Here is a 15,429-nt window from a genome sequence, read left to right on the forward strand (position 1 = left end):
GAGCCCGCCAGCGCCCTGAGGTCGAGCCCGTTCTGCCGGGCCAGCCGCCGCACCAGGGGCGAGATGACCGGAACGGGCCCCGACCGCTCGGGCACGGGAGCCGCTGCGGGTGCGGGCGGCGGCGTCGGCGCGGGCGTCGGCTCGACGACCACGGCGGGCGACACCGAAGCGACAGGTGAGGCGGCCGGGCGGACCCGGCGCCGACGCGCGGCGGGCGCGCCCGTGCCGTATCCGACCAGCACGTTCCCCGACGTCTCGGCCGGTCCGGTCCCGTCGCCCGCGGCGGCCTTCTCCGGACCCGTACCCGAACCCGTGGCGGCCGGCGCCGACTCCGACGCCCCCACGGCCACCGTCAGCAGCGGCGCGCCGACCGGCAGCTCCGAGCCCTCCTCGCCGTACCGCGCGGTCACCACGCCCCCGTAGGGACACGGCACTTCCACCATCGCCTTGGCCGTCTCGACCTCGACGACCGGCTGGTCGATCGCGACGACGTCGCCGACCGCCACCAGCCAGCGGACGATCTCGGCCTCGGTCAGCCCCTCACCGAGGTCCGGCAGCTTGAATTCGAGCACCTGGGCCATCAGCTGTCCGCCTCCCACTGAAGCCGCGCGACCGCGTCGAGCACCCGGTCCACACCCGGCAGATGGTGCTGTTCCAGCATGGGCGGCGGATACGGGATGTCGAACCCGGCGACCCGCAGGACCGGCGCCTCCAGATGGTGGAAGCACCGCTCGCCGATCCGGGCGGCGATCTCCCCGCCCGGCCCCCCGAAACCGTTGGACTCGTGGACGACCACCGCGCGGCCCGTGCGCCGTACGGAGGCGACGACCGTCTCGTCGTCGAAGGGCACCAGCGAGCGCAGATCCACCACTTCCAGGTCCCAGCCCTCCGCGCGCGCCGCCTCCGCGGCCTCCAGACAGACGGTGAGGGAGGGGCCGTACGTGACGAGCGTGGCGCTCAGTCCCGTACGCCGCACGACGGCCCGGCCGATGGGCTCCACCGTGGCGGGCGCCTCGGGCGACCACTGGGACTTCGACCAGTACAGCCGCTTGGGCTCCAGGAAGACCACCGGGTCGTCGGACGCGATGGCGGCCCGCAGCAGCCCGTACGCGTCGTCGACCGTCGCCGGGGTGACGACATGGAGACCGGGCGTCGCCATGTAGTACGCCTCGGAGGAATCGCTGTGGTGCTCGACGCCGCCGATCCCGCCGCCGTACGGCACGCGGATGGTGATCGGCATCGGCAGCGCGCCGCGCGTGCGGTTGCGCATCTTGGCGACATGGCTGGTCAGCTGCTCGAACGCCGGATAGGCGAAGGCGTCGAACTGCATCTCCACGACGGGCCGCAGCCCGTACATCGCCATGCCGACGGCCGTCCCGAGGATGCCCGCCTCGGCCAGCGGTGTGTCCGTGCAGCGGTCCTCGCCGAACTCGGCGGCCAGTCCGTCGGTCACCCGGAAGACCCCGCCGAGCGTGCCGACGTCCTCCCCGAGGACGTGGACGGTCGGGTCCTCGGCCATCGCGTCGCGCATCGCGCGCTGCAGCGCCTGCGCCATCGTGGCGGGCTTCGCCGCCCTGGCGGTCTTCGCGGCCGTGGCGGCAACGGTGGTCATCGGGCCTCTCCCTGCCCCGGCGCGTCGTCGGCCGGCTCGGCCGACGCGTCCAGCTCGGCCCGCAACTGGGCCGCCTGCTCGCGCAGTTGTGAGGTCTGCTCGGCGTAGACGTGCGCGAAGACATCCATGGGGTCCAGCTCCGGCTCGGCGTTCATCCGGTCGCGCAGCCGCGCGGCCATCGCGTCGGCGTCCTCGGCGGCCTTCCTGATCCCGGCCTCGTCGAGCATGCCGCGCTCCGTCAGCTCGTGCTCCAGCAGCCGGACCGGGTCGTGCGCGCGCCACGCCTCGACCTCGTCGTCACCGCGGTAACGCGTCGCGTCGTCCGCGTTCGTATGAGCCTCGATCCGGTACGTCACGGCCTCGACGAGCGTGGGGCCGCCACCGCTCCTGGCCCGCCGCACGGCCTCGGCGAGCACCGAGTGCACGGCCGGCGCGTCGTTCCCGTCGACCAGCCTGCCCGGCATTCCGTAGCCGACGGCCTTGTGGGCCAGCGACGGCGCCGCGGTCTGCTTGGCGAGGGGGACGGAGATGGCGAAGCCGTTGTTCTGCACGAGGAAGACGACCGGGGCGTTCCACACGGCCGCGAAGTTCAGCGCCTCGTGGAAGTCGCCCTCGCTGGTGCCGCCGTCGCCGACCAGGGCGAGCGCGACCACGTCGTCACCCTTCAGGCGCGCGGCGTGCGCCAGCCCGACGGCGTGCGGGAGCTGGGTGGCCAGCGGGGTGGAGAGCGGGGCGACGCGGTGCTCGCGCGGGTCGTAGCCCGTGTGCCAGTCGCCGCGCAGCAGCGTGAGGGCCTGGACGGGGTCGAGGCCGCGCGCCACGACGGCGAGGGTGTCGCGGTAGCTGGGGAAGAGCCAGTCCTGCTCCTGGAGCACCAGGGCCGCGGCGACCTCACAGGCCTCCTGGCCGGTGCTCGACGGGTACACGGCCAGCCGGCCCTGCTTGGTGAGGGCGGTGGCCTGCGCGTTGAACCGACGGCCGCGGACCAGCTCCGCGTAGAGCCGCAGCAGCAGCCCGGGGTCGGCGTCCGCCGCGGCCGCCGTACCCAGCACGCGGTACGGCTCGCGGTCGGGGAGCAACGGGGCGGGGTCCGTGCGGGGCTGCCACGCCGGGGGCGGGGTGGACCGGTGGACGACGGCACCCGGGGGCTCCTGGACCGTCGTGCTGCTCTTCTTCAACGCGTGCACCTCCTCATGGGAGTGGGCATGGGCGGCGCATGAGTGTGGTGCGCCTCACCTACCGATTGTTCGGTTGCCGCGCCATTTTGGCTACTGGCGGCTTCAGCCTGTGGACAAACGGTTCTGCACAGCCTGAGATGGGCACAAGGTGTCCACAAGCGGAGAGGTGGGGGACATGGCGGCTGAACAAATGGCCGAGGACTGGGAGCGCGCCGGGCAGCAGCTGCCGCCCCGGCCGCTGGACGCGATCGACCGGGACATCCTGCGCATCCTCCAGACCGACGGCCGCGCCTCGATACGGTCGGTGGCCGAGCGCGTCCATGTCTCGCGGGCCAACGCGTACGCCCGGATCAACCGGCTCGTCGAGGACCGTGTCATTCGCGGCTTCGGCGCCAGGATCAACCACGAACGGGCAGGTCAGGGCGCCTCCGCGTACATCACGCTCAAGATCGTGCAGAACTCGTGGCGCACCGTGCGCGAACAGCTCCAGGAACTGCCGGGAGCCACACACATCGCCCTGGTCAGCGGCGATTTCGACGTGCTGCTGCTGGTCCACGCCCCGGACAACCGGACGCTGCGCGAGCTGGTCCTCACCCGGCTCCAGGCGATCCCCGAGGTGCTGTCCACGCGCACCCTGCTGGTCTTCGAGGAGACCGACCTCGACCAGACGGCACCGCCCGCGCCCTGACCGGGCCGCGGGCAGTGCCTCCCCGGCCCCGGAAGGCGCCCGGAAGCGCTACTTCGATTCCGTACGCAGCCCGTCGAACGCCATCCGTACGACCGCCTCGGCCACCTGGTCGCTGTCGTACCCGCCGGCCGCCTGCGGCCGGTACCACTCCACCAGCGAGTTGATCATGCCGAAGAGCAGCCTCGTCGCCAGCCGGATGTCCATATCGGCGCGGAGGTCTCCGTCGTTCGCCGCCGCCTTCAGCAGATCGGCGACCCGCTGGTCGAACTCCCGCCGCCGCTCCATCGCCCAGCGCTCGGTCCTGGTGTTCCCGCGCACCCGCAGCAGCAGCGTCACATAGGGCAGCTCCGCCATCAGCACCTCGACCGTGCGGCGCGTCACGTACTCGACCCGCTCAATGGCCCTGCCCCGGCCGGCGCCCGGCTCGTCGAGGATCCCGAAGAGGCCGTCGATGGCCCGGCTGACCGCACGGCGCAGCAGTTCCTCCTTGCCCGCCACATGGTGGTAGATCGAGGACTTGGAGATACCGGCGGCCTTCGACAGATGCTCCATGGACGTGCCGTCGTAGCCGCGTTCGTTGAAGACGCCGACCGCGACGGTCAGCAGTGTCTCCGGGGTGTACGTGTCCCGCTTCGCGGTCGTCATGAGCCCGCCCCTTCCGACGCGACCTCGGCGGCGGCGCGCCGGCGCAGCGCCTGCGAGGCGGCGTACCGGCCGGACGGATACTCCTCGTGCAGCCGCTCCAGCAGGTAGAGCGTCCGGTCGGCCCCCAGCTCCGCGCCCCAGTCGAGCGGCCCGCGCGGGTAGTTCACCCCGAGCCGCATCGCGGTGTCGATGTCCTCCGCCGCCGCGACGCCGCGCGCCTCGGCGTCGAGCGCGAAGTCCACGAGCATGGCGACCGTGCGGCCCACGATCATGCCGGGGACGTCCGCGATCACGCTGACCTGCTTGCCGAGCGCCTGGAAGAGGCCGACGGCCGTACGGAGGGACTCCCCGGCCACCGTGGCGGACGGCGCCAGGGCTATCCGGGTCGCGGTGCGGTAGTCGAGCGCGAGGTCGAAGTGGATCAGCCGGAGGTCGGAGCTGTCCGCGGCCTCGCCGTCCGTGAGGAAGAGCCTTGTGCCGCAGGGCAGTTCGAGCCAGCCGGGGAATCCGGGGACGGCGTCCTCCTTACGTATGACCTCGATCCCGGCCTCCTCGATCAGCTCGGGCAGCACGCCCGCCGCGAACAGCTCGCCCTGGACGACCACGGACGACGGCGGGTCGGCGGGCGGCGCGGTGTGCGGTACGGGGGCGGTGGCGCCGTCCTCGTAGGAGAACCAGCCCCGGCCCGACTTGCGGCCGAGACCGCCCGACTCCACGAGCCGCCGCTGGGCGAGCGAGGGCGTGAACTTCGGGTCCTGGAAGAAGGATTCCCAGACGGAGCGGGTGACCGCCTCGTTGACGTCCTGGCCGATGAGATCGGTCAGTTCGAAGGGGCCCATCCGGAAGCCGCCCGACTCGCGCAGGACGGCGTCGATGGTCGCGGGGTCGGCGGCCCGTTCCTCGTACAGACGCAGCGCCTCGGCGTAGAAGGGCCTGGCGACGCGGTTCACGATGAAGCCCGGGGTGTCCGCGCAGCGCACGGGTGTCTTGCCCCACGCCGCCGCCGTCGCCCACGCGCGCGTGGCCGTCGTCTCCTCGGTCGCGTGGCCGCTGACCACCTCGACGAGCGGCAGGAGCGGCGCCGGGTTGAAGAAGTGCAGGCCGACGAAGCGGCCCGGGTGGCGCAGGGCGCCGGCGACGGCCGTGACGGAGAGGGAGGAGGTGTTGGTGGCGAGCAGGCAGTCGTCGGCGACGATGTCCTCCAGCGCCGCGAACAGCTCCTGTTTGACCGCCAGTTGTTCCAGGACGGCTTCCACGACGAGTGCGGCGTCGGCGAGTTCGGACAGGTCGGCGGCGGGGAGCAGCCGGGCCTTGGCGCTGTCGCGGGCCCCGGGGTCCAGCCTGCCCTTCTCGGTCAGCCGGTCCAGCCGGGTTCCGACGGCCTCCGCCGCCTGCTGGGCGCGGCCTGGCAGGGCGTCGTAGAGGCGCACGGGATGGCCGGCGACAAGAGCCACCTGGGCGATTCCCTGTCCCATCGTGCCGGTGCCGACCACCGCGACGACGCGAGAGCGCTCGATTGCAGTCATGAAACCGATCCTCCTGTATGAACTTCCGCCGCGGTACGGGACCTCCGCAAGGAGTCCGGTCCCCGGCGCCGATCCGCCGGAACGGGACCGCCCGCGACGGCGGGAAAACACCGGTTTTCCACAGCCCCCCTTGTCCCGACCGATCGTTCGGTTACTCTAACTCTGTCCGTTGCCCGTGTCCCGCTGTCCCACTTGTCCCCCTCCCGCCCAGCTCGACGAGGAGTTGGTCAGTCATGGCCGCCCAGCTCAGCCCCCAGCAGCTCAACGAGAAGCACCGGCCCACGCTCGACCGGGCCCTCGACGCGATCCGCGACCGCGCCTACTGGTCGCCGCACCCCGAGCACCCGAAGGCGTACGGGGAGAGCGCGCCGGCCGACGGCCTGGCCGCGTTCAAGGCCCTGCACGGCACCCGTATCGACCTGGACCAGCCGGGCACCGACGGCTGGACGGGCGGCGAGAGGTCGCCGTACGGACCGGAGCTCGGCGTCGAGTATCCGCACGCCGACGTGGACGTCCTGCTGCCCGCCATGCGCGCGGGCATGAGCGCCTGGCGCGCGGCCGGGCCCGAGACGCGCGCCCTGGTCAGCCTGGAGATCCTGGCCCGGATCAGCGCCCGCACCCACGAGTTCGCCCACGCGGTGATGCACACCAGCGGACAGGCGTTCATGATGGCGTTCCAGGCAGGCGGGCCGCACGCCCAGGACCGCGGCCTGGAGGCGGTGGCGTACGCGTATCAGGAGCAGACCCGTGTCCCCGCCGAGGCCGGCTGGTCGAAGCCGCAGGGCAAGCGCGATCCCCTGGAGCTGCGGAAGTCCTTCGCCGCCGCGCCGCGCGGCGTCTCGCTGCTGATCGGCTGCAACACCTTCCCGACGTGGAACGGCTATCCGGGCCTGTTCGCCTCGCTGGCCACCGGCAATCCGGTCCTCGTCAAGCCGCACCCGCGCGCGGTGCTGCCCCTCGCCCTCACGGTGCGGGTGGCCCGCGAGGTCCTCGCCGAGTCCGGCTTCGACCCGAATCTCGTCGCCCTGGCCACCGAGCACCCCGGCGAGGGCATCGCCAAGACCCTGGCGGTACGGCCCGAGGTCCGGATCATCGACTACACCGGGTCCACCGCCTTCGGCGACTGGCTGGAGACCAACGCCCGCCAGGCGCAGGTCTACACGGAGAAGGCCGGCGTCAACACGGTCCTCGTGGACTCCACCGACGACTACAAGGGCATGCTCGCCAATCTGGCCTTCTCGCTCTCCCTCTACAGCGGCCAGATGTGCACCACCCCGCAGAACCTCCTCATCCCGCGCGACGGCATCACGACGGACGCGGGCCCGAAGTCGTACGACGAGGTGGTCGCCGACCTGGCGGCCTCCGTGAGCGGCCTGCTCGGCGACGACGCCCGTGCCAACGGTCTGCTCGGCGCGCTGGTCAACCCGGACGTGAAGGCGAGGCTGGACGCCGCCGCCGGTCTGGGCGACGTGGCGCTGGCCTCGCGCGAGATCGCCAACCCGGACTTCCCGGACGCGGTGGTCCGCACACCGGCGATCGTCAAGGCCGACGGCTCGCGCAAGCAGTGGGACGCGGCGGAGGGCGGGAACGGCTCCGAGGCGCCGTATCTCGCCGAGTGCTTCGGCCCGGTCTCCTTCGCCGTCGCGATGGACTCGACCGAGGAGGCGCTGGAGCTGCTGCGCCGTACGGTGCGCGACAAGGGCGCGATGACGGTCGGCGCGTACACGACCTCGGAGGGAACGGAGCGCGCGGTCGAGGACGTCTGCCTGGAGGAGCTGGCCCAGCTCTCCCTGAACCTGACGGGGGGCGTCTATGTGAACCAGACGGCGGCCTTCTCCGACTTCCACGGCTCCGGCGGCAACCCGGCGGCGAACGCGGCGCTGTGCGACGCGGCCTTCGTGGCCAACCGCTTCCGCACGGTGGAGGTCCGCCGCCAGGGCTGACGGCCGGACAGGACCCGGGGCCCGGCCGTTCGACGGCGGCCGGGCGCGGGTCAGTTCGGACCGCCCCAGTGGAAGAGGGTCATGGCCACACTGGTGGCGAGGTTGTAGCTGGAGACCTGGGGCCGCATCGGCAGGGCCAGCAACGCGTCGGCGCGCTCCCGCAGTTCGGGTGAGAGCCCGTGCCGTTCGGAGCCGAAGGCCAGCAGCGCGTCGTCGGGGACGGTCACGGAGCGGATGTCGTCGCCCTCCGGGTCCAGGGCGTACAGCGGACCCGGGGGGAACGCGTCGAGGGCCAGCTGTTCCACCGCGGTGGCGAAGTGCAGCCCGGCGCCCGCGCGGACGGCGTTCGGATGCCATGGGTCGAGATCCCCGGTCGTCACCACCCCCGTCGCGCCGAAACCGGCCGCGAGCCGCACCACGGCCCCGACGTTCCCGAGATTGCGCGGATTGTCGAGCACGACCACCGGCGAGCGCCGGGGCGACGCCGCCAGCTCGGCCAGATTGACCCGGCGCTCCCGTCTGACGGCCAGGGCCATCACCCGCGTGGGATGCACCTTCGGCACCAGCCGCCGCAGTGCGTCGGCCGGCACCTCGACGACGGAGCGCCGCAGCGTGCCGGTCAGATCGTCGGCGAGTTCGGCCGCGAGAGCGAGCACGGACTCCTTGTCGCTCGTGAGGGCGAGCCGCACGTCCGCCCCGAACCGCAGCGCGTGCTTCAGCGCGTGGAAGCCGTCGAGCACCACGGCGCCGGGGGCGGTCTCCTGCCACAGCCGCACGGCGCTCGCGGGATCGACGTCGTTCATCGCCCCAGCGTAGGCGGGCGGGCGGGGCGAGCCGTCACCGGACGAGCGAAGCGTCCGCGCCGGCGGTGCCGGTGCCGGAGCCCGTACCCGTGCCGGAGTCCGATTCGGTACCGGTCCCGGTGACCGGTTTCCCGGAGTCGTCCCCCTGGCGCTGCCCGGGCACGCCGTCGCCCGCCGCCCGCTGGGGAAGCATCCGCGCGCTCCTGGCCGCCATGTCGCCGACGCGGACCAGGAAGCTCGTCGGCAGGAAGACCGCGTCGGCGGCGATCATGGCCAGCGAGAAGAACGGCAGCCCGAGCAGCAGGGCGATGCCCGCGTGCTCCAGCATCATCGCCACCAGCAGGACGTTCTTGACGCGCCGGTTGAAGAGCGTGAACGGGAAGGCGACCTGCACCATGACCGTGCCGTACGTCAGCACCATCACCATCACACCGCTGGACGCGAGGAGGTCGGAGAGCGCCGGCCAGGGGGCGAAGTAGTCCAGATTCAGCGGGTAGTACAGCGCGGTGCCGTCCTGCCAGCGCGAGCCCTGGATCTTGTACCAGCCGGCCGTGGCGTAGATCAGACAGACCTCGACCATGATCACGACGAGTGTGGCGTTGTGCGTGAGGTTCGCGAGGACGTCCAGCAGTGCGCGCGGCTGGCTCTTCGGCGCGTAGCGGTTGACCGCCCACCACAGCCCCTGCGAGATCCACAGCGTCCACAGCAGCGCGATCATCCACCACTCGCCGCCGGTCGAGTCCAGCAGCGTCCCCAGCAGGCCCGCACCGAGCACCACCCACAGGACCGGCCCGACCCGGTCGGCGGGCGCGGTCCCGCCGGACGCGACGACGCTCTCGGCGCGGGCCCGCCGGCGGGCGTCCAGCGACCAGACCTGGCCGCAGCGCGTGAGTACGAGGTAGATCGCCATCAGGTGGATGACGTTGTCGCCGCCGTCGCCCATGAAGATGCTGCGGTTCTGGAGGGACAGCACGCCCACCATGAACAGCACCGACATGGTGCGGGTGCGCCAGCCGAGCATCAGCAGGGCGCTGGACAGGACGGCGACGGCGTACACGATCTCGAACCAGACGCCGCTCTCGGACCACATCAGCGTGGTGAACGCGCCGTTGCCGGCGATCAGTTGCTGGGCCATGTCCCAGCTCCACGGGCTGCCGGGCCCGTACAGCTCACGTCGGTTCGGCAGCTCACGCAGCAGGAACAGGAGCCAGGCGGCGGCGAAGCCGATGCGGACGATCGCGCTCTGGTAGGGGCCGAGGGACCGGGACGTGACGCGCTGGAGGGCGAGCGCGGCCTTGCGGTCGGTGGTCAGCTCGTGGGCGGAGCGGCTCATCGGCGGGCCTCCGTACGGGCGTCGTCGCGCGCGCCGTTGCCCGCGCCCTCGTTCCGGACGCCTTCGGCCAGGTCGTCGGAGGTCACGGTCCACCACGGGAAGACCCGGTAGCCGGGCTTGGTGTTGATCTTCTCTTCACTCCACGGGGGCGCCGCGACCGCCCGGGTGACGGACCTCAGCTGAATGCGTTCGACGGGACCGCCGAGATCGTGGGCCTCAAGGCGCAGCATCGCTATCCGGCGTATGTAGCGCTCGGAGAGCTGTCCGCGCAGACCGTTGGGGCGCGCCTTCTCGTCGTGGGAATCGACGTAGAAGTCCCAGCCCCGGCGCAGCTCGTTCTGGTCGACATGGCTGGGGAGGAGGTTGCCGCGGATCGCCCTGGCGTCCTCCTCGGTGAGGTTGATCCAGCCGGTCGTGCCGCGTGATCCGTCCGTCCGGTCGACCTCGGCGCGCACCTCGACGGCGATGTTCTGCTGGAGGGGGTTGGGCGCGAAGAGTTTCCAGTTCTGCTCGAACTCCGGGAACACCCAGTCGCCGACTTCCTCGCCGTACTTCTTCGAGACCGTGTTGTCGGGCGCGACGTGCAGGAACACCATGGCCACATGGCCCACGGCGAGCAGCGCGACGACCGCGAGGGCGACCGCGGCGACCACTTGGTACGGGAAGGAGAGCCCGGCTATCCCCCGCGGCGGACCCGCTGGTGGACCCGGTTCCGGTGCCGGGTTCCCACCCTTGTCGTCGTACGAATCCATCCCGCCCCGATCCCCGTGTTTCCACAGTGGGTTATCCACAGGGTTGACACCCTACGGGCCGCCGACCGACCATTGAAGTCCATGAACCGAACGATCGGTCGGTAGGGGGCCCGGATGACGGCAGTGACCGCGGGGACGGCTGTGGAGGCAACGGTGGAGACGACGGCAGAGGAAGCCGAGGCGGCGTTCGACGCCGCCGTGGCCGCCGACGAGCGCATCGAGCCCCGCGACTGGATGCCGGAGGCCTACCGCGCATCGCTCGTCCGCCAGATGGCCCAGCACGCGCACTCGGAAATCATCGGCATGCAGCCGGAGGCGAACTGGATCACGCGCGCGCCCTCGCTGCGGCGCAAGGCGATCCTGATGGCCAAGGTGCAGGACGAGGCGGGACACGGGCTGTATCTCTACAGCGCGGCGGAGACCCTCGGCACGAGCCGTGACGAGCTGCTCGACAAGCTCCACGCCGGCCGCCAGAGATACTCGTCGATCTTCAACTATCCGACGCTGACCTGGGCGGACGTCGGTGCGATCGGCTGGCTGGTGGACGGCGCGGCGATCACGAACCAGGTCCCGCTCTGCCGCTGCTCCTACGGCCCGTACGCCCGCGCGATGGTCCGTATCTGCAAGGAGGAGTCCTTCCACCAGCGGCAGGGGTACGAGTCACTGCTCGCCCTGAGCCGGGGCACCCCCGCGCAGCACGAGATGGCGCAGGACGCGGTGAACCGCTGGTGGTGGCCGTCGCTGATGATGTTCGGCCCGCCGGACGACGAGTCGGCGCACTCCGTGCAGTCGATGATCTGGAAGATCAAGCGGCACTCGAACGACGAACTCCGGCAGCGGTTCGTGGACATCTGCGTCCCCCAGGCCGAGACGCTCGGCCTCACGCTCCCCGACCCGGACCTGAAGTGGAACGAGGAGCGGGGACAGCACGACTTCGGAGCGATCGACTGGACCGAGTTCCGGGAGGTCCTGAAGGGCAACGGCCCCTGCAACGAACAGCGGATCGGCCAGCGGCGCCGTGCCCACGAGGAAGGCGCCTGGGTGCGCGAGGCGGCCACGGCGTACGCGGCGAAGCACGCCGGGAAGAACGCGGTCCCGAGCGCGGTCGCAGCCGCGGCCGGGGACACGGTGGAGCACGTGGAGAAAGAGGCGACGGCATGAGCGGATCGACCCAGTGGCCTCTGTGGGAGGTGTTCGTCAGGTCCCGCCGCGGGCTGTCGCACACACACGCCGGAAGCCTGCACGCCCCGGACGCGGAGATGGCCCTGCGCAACGCGCGCGATCTCTACACCCGCCGCAGCGAAGGGGTGTCAATCTGGGTGGTCCCCTCCGCCTCGGTCACCGCCTCGTCGCCGGACGAGAAGGACGCCTTCTTCGAACCGGCCGGTGACAAGCCGTACCGCCACCCGACGTTCTACGAGATCCCCGAGGGGGTGCGTCACCTGTGACCGGCACCCCGACCCGGACCGGGACCGACACCACGGCCCTCGCCCTCGCCGACGACGCGCTGATCCTGTCGCACCGGCTGGGGGAGTGGGCGGGACACGCGCCCGAGCTCGAAGAGGACGTGGCCCTCGCCAACATCGCGCTGGACCTGCTGGGCCAGGCCCGGGTCCTGTACTCCCTCGTGGGGGACGAGGACGAGCTGGCCTTCCTGCGCGAGGAGCGCGCCTTCCGCAACCTCCAACTGGTCGAGCAGCCCAACGGCGACTTCGCGCACTCGATCGCGCGCCAGCTCTACTTCTCCACCTACCAGCGGCTCCTGTACGGCGCTCTGGCGGGCGGTGACGGCCCCTTCGCCGGGCTCGCCGCCAAGGCCGTGAAGGAAGTCGACTACCACCAGGACCACGCCGAGCAGTGGACGCTTCGGCTCGGTGACGGCACCGCCGAGAGCCATGAGCGGATGCAGCGGGCCTGTACGGCGCTGTGGCGGTTCACCGGCGAGATGTTCGAACCCATGGGCGGCGACGGGCCGGACGGGCTGGACGGCGTCAACAGGCAGGAGATGGAGGAGAGCTGGCTCTCCTCCATCACCGCCGTGCTGGAGCGCGCGACACTGACCGTGCCCGACGGACCGCGCTCCGGGGCATGGGCGGCGGGCGCGGGCCGACAGGGCCTGCACACCGAATCCTTCGGCCGGCTGCTCGCCGAGATGCAGCACCTGCACCGCAGCCACCCGGGGGCGTCATGGTGACCGGCACGAGCCGGCCCACGGCCCTGGAGAGCGAACTGCGCGCCCTGGCCGGGTCCGTGCCCGACCCGGAGCTGCCGGTGGTGACGCTGGAGGAGCTGGGCGTGCTGCGCGCCGTCCATGTCTCGGGCCCCGGCCGGGTCGAGGTCGAGCTGACCCCGACCTACACCGGCTGCCCCGCGATCGAGACGATGTCCTCGGACATCGAGCGGGTCCTGCACGACCACGGAATACCGGACGTCTCCGTCGTCACGGTGCTCTCCCCCGCCTGGTCGACGGACGACATCAGCGCCGAAGGGCGGCGCAAGCTCGCGGACTTCGGCATCGCCCCGCCCCGCCCGCACAGCACGGACGGACCGGTGCCGCTCACCCTCGCCATCCGCTGCCCGCACTGCGGCTCGACGGACACCGAGCTGCTCAGCAGGTTCTCCTCGACCGCGTGCAAGGCGCTGCGCCGCTGCACGGCCTGCCGTGAACCCTTCGACCACTTCAAGGAGTTGTAGATGTTCCATCCGCTCCGCGTCAGCGAGGTCGAGCGGCTCACGGACGACTCGGTTACCGTCACCTTCGCCGTGCCCCCCGAGCTGGACGAGACGTTCCGGCACACGCCCGGACAGCACATCGCGCTGCGCCGGGTCGTGAACGGCGAGGAGATCCGCCGTACGTACTCGATCTGCACGCCCGCAGGCGAGCGCCCCGTGCTGCGGGTGGGCATCAGGCTGGTCGAAGGCGGCGAGTTCTCCACGTACGCGATCAAGGAACTGGCCGTGGGCGACACGGTCGACGTCATGGAGCCGACCGGGCGCTTCCGGCTGGAGCCGCGCGCCGGGCACTTCGTGGCGATCGTCGGCGGCAGCGGCATCACCCCGGTGCTGTCGATCGCCTCGACGCTCCTCGCGCGGGAGCCGGACGCCCGGTTCTGTCTGATCCGCAGTGACCGCACGGTGGCTTCGACGATGTTCCTGGAGGAGGTCGCGGACCTCAAGGACCGCCATCCGGACCGCTTCCAGCTGGTCACGGTGGTGTCCAGGGAGGAGCAGCAGACCGGGCTCCCGTCAGGCCGGCTGGACGAGGAACGGCTGGCGGGACTGCTGCCCGCGCTGCTCTCGGTGGACAGTGTCGACGGCTGGTTCCTGTGCGGTCCGCTCGGGCTGGTCAAGGGCGCGGAGCGGGCCCTGCGCGCCCTCGGCGTCCGGCGGAACGCGATCCACCAGGAGATCTTCCACGTGGACGACGGCGCGCCGGGCGCGACCACGCCCGCCATGACCGCCGCCGCGTCGGCCGCCCCCGGCGGCAGCAAACTCACCGCGACGCTCGACGGCCGCTCCGGCAGCTGGCCCGTCCAGGACGGGGACTCCCTGCTGGAGACGGTGCTGCGCAGCCGGGCGGACGCGCCGTACGCCTGCAAGGGCGGCGTCTGCGGGACCTGCCGGGCCTTCCTCGTCTCGGGCGAGGTGCGGATGGACCGCAACTACGCCCTGGAGCCGGAGGAAACGGAAGCGGGCTACGTGCTGGCCTGCCAGTCCCGTCCGGCGACCGCCGAGGTCGAGCTGGACTTCGACCGCTGACACCGGGGGCGCTGGGCGGCGGGGCCGGCGGTACTCGTACCGCCGGCACGACGGCCCGTCAGAGCACCAGCGCGGGGCTGCCGTTGTCGGTCACCATCGGCCGGCCCGCGCCGTCCCAGGCCTGCATCCCGCCCTCGACGTTCGCCGCGTCGACGCCCTGCCCCACCAGGTACTGCGTGACCTGCGCGGACCTGCCGCCGACCCGGCACATGACATAGGCCCGGCGCCCGTCGGCGACGGCCTCGGTCACCTCACCGAGGCGCCCGACGAACTCGCTCATCGGAATGTGCAGCGCACCCTCGACATGGCCCGCCGCCCATTCGTCGTTCTCCCGGACGTCGAGCACCAGGGCGTCGGACGGGACGGCCGCGACATCCACCGTGGGCAGCGGGGCGAAACTCATGTGATGCGCCTTCTCTCGTACGTGTGTGTATGCGGGTGCGACAGGTACAGCCTCGCGCACGGGACGGCCTCAGGACTCCACCAGCCTGGCCAGTTCGGACTCGCGTCCCGAGACCTCGGCGAGCAGCTGCTCGGCGATCTCCTCCAGCAGCCGGTCGGGGTCGTCGGGCGCCATCTGAAGCATCGCACCGATCGCGCTCTGCTCCAGTTCCTGCGCCAGCAGCGTCAGCATCTCCTTGCGCTCGGCGAGCCACTCCAGCCGGGCGTAGAGCTCCTCGTTCTCGCTCGGACGCGGTTCCTCCGGCGGGGGCCCCGCCGCCCACTCCTCGGCGAGCTGCCTGAGCAGTGCCTCGTCCCCGCGCCCGTAGGCCGCGTTCACGCGGGTGATGAACTCCTCACGCCGGGCCCGCTCGGTCTCCTCCTGCGCCAGATCCGGGTGCGCCTTGCGGGCCAGGTCGCGGTAGAGCTTGCGCACCTCGTCGGTCGGCCGCACCCGCTTCGGCGGCTGCACGGGCTGATCGGTCAGCATCGCGGCGGCCTCCGCCGAGAGACCGTCGGAGTCGAGCCAGTCGTGGAAGAGCTCCTCGATACCCGGCATCGGCTGCACCATCGCCCGGGCCTCACGCGCCTTGCGCAGATCCTCGGGGTCGCCCGACCGGGACGCGCGGGCCTCGGCGATCATCGCGTCCAGCTCGTCCAGCCGCGCGTACATCGGGCCCAGCCGCTGGTGGTGCAGCCGCGAGAAGTTCTCCACCTCGACCCGGAACGTCTCCAGCGCGATCTCGAAC

17 protein-coding genes are annotated in these 15,429 nt (G+C 71.8%); 7 read left to right on the forward strand and 10 right to left on the reverse strand.

Going from position 1 to position 15,429, the window contains the following annotated elements; translation table 11 throughout:
- The 3 genes from GXP76_RS26110 to pdhA form a co-directional block, all read right to left on the reverse strand.
- Nucleotides 1–581: biotin/lipoyl-containing protein (locus tag GXP76_RS26110; RefSeq protein ID WP_242574049.1), on the reverse strand; the 581-nt coding region annotated here is incomplete at its 3' end.
- Nucleotides 581–1,612 (reverse strand): alpha-ketoacid dehydrogenase subunit beta, encoded by a 1,032-nt coding sequence (locus GXP76_RS26115; RefSeq protein WP_242574050.1) that lies wholly within the window; start codon nt 1,610–1,612, stop codon nt 581–583. The genes GXP76_RS26115 and GXP76_RS26110, both read right to left, overlap by 1 nt.
- Nucleotides 1,609–2,790 (reverse strand): pyruvate dehydrogenase (acetyl-transferring) E1 component subunit alpha, encoded by a 1,182-nt coding sequence (pdhA, locus tag GXP76_RS26120; RefSeq protein WP_242574051.1) that lies wholly within the window; start codon nt 2,788–2,790, stop codon nt 1,609–1,611. Before pdhA ends, GXP76_RS26115 begins: the two co-directional genes overlap by 4 nt.
- A gap of 175 nt (nt 2,791–2,965) precedes the next feature.
- Here pdhA and GXP76_RS26125 point away from each other — a divergent pair, with 175 nt between their 5' ends.
- Nucleotides 2,966–3,478, forward strand: a complete 513-nt coding sequence (locus GXP76_RS26125) for an Lrp/AsnC family transcriptional regulator (RefSeq protein ID WP_242574052.1) — start codon at nt 2,966–2,968, stop codon at nt 3,476–3,478.
- 48 nt (nt 3,479–3,526) lie between these two features.
- Here GXP76_RS26125 and GXP76_RS26130 read toward each other — a convergent pair whose 3' ends face one another.
- Together GXP76_RS26130 and GXP76_RS26135 are read right to left on the reverse strand one after the other, a co-directional pair.
- The gene (locus GXP76_RS26130) at nt 3,527–4,123 is read right to left on the reverse strand and encodes a TetR/AcrR family transcriptional regulator (protein ID WP_242574053.1); all 597 of its coding nucleotides are present in this window, start codon (nt 4,121–4,123) and stop codon (nt 3,527–3,529) included.
- Entirely contained in the window at nt 4,120–5,649 is a 1,530-nt protein-coding gene (locus GXP76_RS26135; protein WP_242574054.1) for a 3-hydroxyacyl-CoA dehydrogenase, read from the reverse strand. Before GXP76_RS26135 ends, GXP76_RS26130 begins: the two co-directional genes overlap by 4 nt.
- Before the next feature lie 233 nt (nt 5,650–5,882).
- On the opposite strand from GXP76_RS26135, the gene paaN reads away from it, so the two are divergent.
- A complete protein-coding gene (gene paaN / locus GXP76_RS26140) occupies nt 5,883–7,592 on the forward strand; it encodes a phenylacetic acid degradation protein PaaN (RefSeq protein WP_242574055.1) in 1,710 nt (569 codons plus the stop codon).
- Between the two features lie 50 nt (nt 7,593–7,642).
- On the opposite strand, the gene GXP76_RS26145 is transcribed toward paaN, so the two are convergent.
- The 3 genes from GXP76_RS26145 to GXP76_RS26155 are packed head-to-tail and all read right to left on the reverse strand — an operon-like array spanning nt 7,643 to nt 10,480.
- Nucleotides 7,643–8,395 carry an RNA methyltransferase gene (locus GXP76_RS26145; RefSeq protein WP_242574056.1) on the reverse strand — a complete coding sequence of 251 codons (753 nt, stop codon included), beginning with the start codon at nt 8,393–8,395 and terminating at the stop codon, nt 7,643–7,645.
- A 34-nt stretch (nt 8,396–8,429) separates the two neighbouring features.
- Nucleotides 8,430–9,728, reverse strand: coding sequence for an HTTM domain-containing protein (locus tag GXP76_RS26150; RefSeq protein WP_242574057.1), 1,299 nt, complete (start codon nt 9,726–9,728; stop codon nt 8,430–8,432).
- Nucleotides 9,725–10,480: a DUF5819 family protein gene (locus GXP76_RS26155; protein WP_242574058.1), complete on the reverse strand. Its 756-nt coding sequence runs from the start codon at nt 10,478–10,480 to the stop codon at nt 9,725–9,727. The genes GXP76_RS26150 and GXP76_RS26155 overlap by 4 nt, the downstream gene beginning before the upstream one ends.
- Nucleotides 10,481–10,594: 114 nt before the next feature.
- On the opposite strand from GXP76_RS26155, the gene paaA reads away from it, so the two are divergent.
- The 5 genes from paaA to paaE are packed head-to-tail and all read left to right on the forward strand — an operon-like array spanning nt 10,595 to nt 14,239.
- Nucleotides 10,595–11,641: a 1,2-phenylacetyl-CoA epoxidase subunit PaaA gene (gene paaA, locus GXP76_RS26160; protein ID WP_242574059.1), complete on the forward strand. Its 1,047-nt coding sequence runs from the start codon at nt 10,595–10,597 to the stop codon at nt 11,639–11,641.
- Nucleotides 11,638–11,928: a 1,2-phenylacetyl-CoA epoxidase subunit PaaB gene (gene paaB / locus GXP76_RS26165; protein WP_242574060.1), complete on the forward strand. Its 291-nt coding sequence runs from the start codon at nt 11,638–11,640 to the stop codon at nt 11,926–11,928. The genes paaA and paaB overlap by 4 nt, the downstream gene beginning before the upstream one ends.
- Entirely contained in the window at nt 11,925–12,674 is a 750-nt protein-coding gene (gene paaC / locus GXP76_RS26170; RefSeq protein WP_242574061.1) for a 1,2-phenylacetyl-CoA epoxidase subunit PaaC, read from the forward strand. Before paaB ends, paaC begins: the two co-directional genes overlap by 4 nt.
- Nucleotides 12,668–13,174 carry a 1,2-phenylacetyl-CoA epoxidase subunit PaaD gene (gene paaD / locus GXP76_RS26175; RefSeq protein WP_242574062.1) on the forward strand — a complete coding sequence of 169 codons (507 nt, stop codon included), beginning with the start codon at nt 12,668–12,670 and terminating at the stop codon, nt 13,172–13,174. Before paaC ends, paaD begins: the two co-directional genes overlap by 7 nt.
- On the forward strand, nt 13,175–14,239 hold the full coding sequence (gene paaE / locus GXP76_RS26180; RefSeq protein WP_242574063.1) for a 1,2-phenylacetyl-CoA epoxidase subunit PaaE: 1,065 nt from the start codon (nt 13,175–13,177) through the stop codon (nt 14,237–14,239). It abuts the gene before it with no gap.
- 58 nt (nt 14,240–14,297) lie between these two features.
- On the opposite strand, the gene GXP76_RS26185 is transcribed toward paaE, so the two are convergent.
- Entirely contained in the window at nt 14,298–14,642 is a 345-nt protein-coding gene (locus tag GXP76_RS26185; RefSeq protein WP_242574064.1) for a rhodanese-like domain-containing protein, read from the reverse strand.
- Nucleotides 14,643–14,711: 69 nt separating this feature from the next.
- Nucleotides 14,712–15,429 (reverse strand): hypothetical protein (locus tag GXP76_RS26190; protein ID WP_242574065.1); only part of this gene is annotated, 718 nt, incomplete at its 5' end.

The sequence above is a fragment of the Streptomyces sp. NP-1717 genome, from assembly GCF_022695985.1.
Lineage (GTDB): Bacteria > Actinomycetota > Actinomycetes > Streptomycetales > Streptomycetaceae > Streptomyces.

Excerpts from the sequence above, each read along its gene's own strand:
- GXP76_RS26115 (WP_242574050.1), bottom strand. The coding sequence starts at position 1,612 with ATGACCACCGTTGCCGCCACGGCCGCGAAGACCGCCAGGGCGGCGAAG.
- GXP76_RS26125 (WP_242574052.1), top strand. The coding sequence starts at position 2,966 with ATGGCGGCTGAACAAATGGCCGAGGACTGGGAGCGCGCCGGGCAGCAG.
- GXP76_RS26130 (WP_242574053.1), bottom strand. The coding sequence starts at position 4,123 with ATGACGACCGCGAAGCGGGACACGTACACCCCGGAGACACTGCTGACC.
- GXP76_RS26135 (WP_242574054.1), bottom strand. The coding sequence starts at position 5,649 with ATGACTGCAATCGAGCGCTCTCGCGTCGTCGCGGTGGTCGGCACCGGC.
- paaN (WP_242574055.1), top strand. The coding sequence starts at position 5,883 with ATGGCCGCCCAGCTCAGCCCCCAGCAGCTCAACGAGAAGCACCGGCCC.
- GXP76_RS26145 (WP_242574056.1), bottom strand. The coding sequence starts at position 8,395 with ATGAACGACGTCGATCCCGCGAGCGCCGTGCGGCTGTGGCAGGAGACC.
- GXP76_RS26150 (WP_242574057.1), bottom strand. The coding sequence starts at position 9,728 with ATGAGCCGCTCCGCCCACGAGCTGACCACCGACCGCAAGGCCGCGCTC.
- GXP76_RS26155 (WP_242574058.1), bottom strand. The coding sequence starts at position 10,480 with ATGGATTCGTACGACGACAAGGGTGGGAACCCGGCACCGGAACCGGGT.
- paaA (WP_242574059.1), top strand. The coding sequence starts at position 10,595 with ATGACGGCAGTGACCGCGGGGACGGCTGTGGAGGCAACGGTGGAGACG.
- paaB (WP_242574060.1), top strand. The coding sequence starts at position 11,638 with ATGAGCGGATCGACCCAGTGGCCTCTGTGGGAGGTGTTCGTCAGGTCC.
- paaD (WP_242574062.1), top strand. The coding sequence starts at position 12,668 with ATGGTGACCGGCACGAGCCGGCCCACGGCCCTGGAGAGCGAACTGCGC.
- paaE (WP_242574063.1), top strand. The coding sequence starts at position 13,175 with ATGTTCCATCCGCTCCGCGTCAGCGAGGTCGAGCGGCTCACGGACGAC.
- GXP76_RS26185 (WP_242574064.1), bottom strand. The coding sequence starts at position 14,642 with ATGAGTTTCGCCCCGCTGCCCACGGTGGATGTCGCGGCCGTCCCGTCC.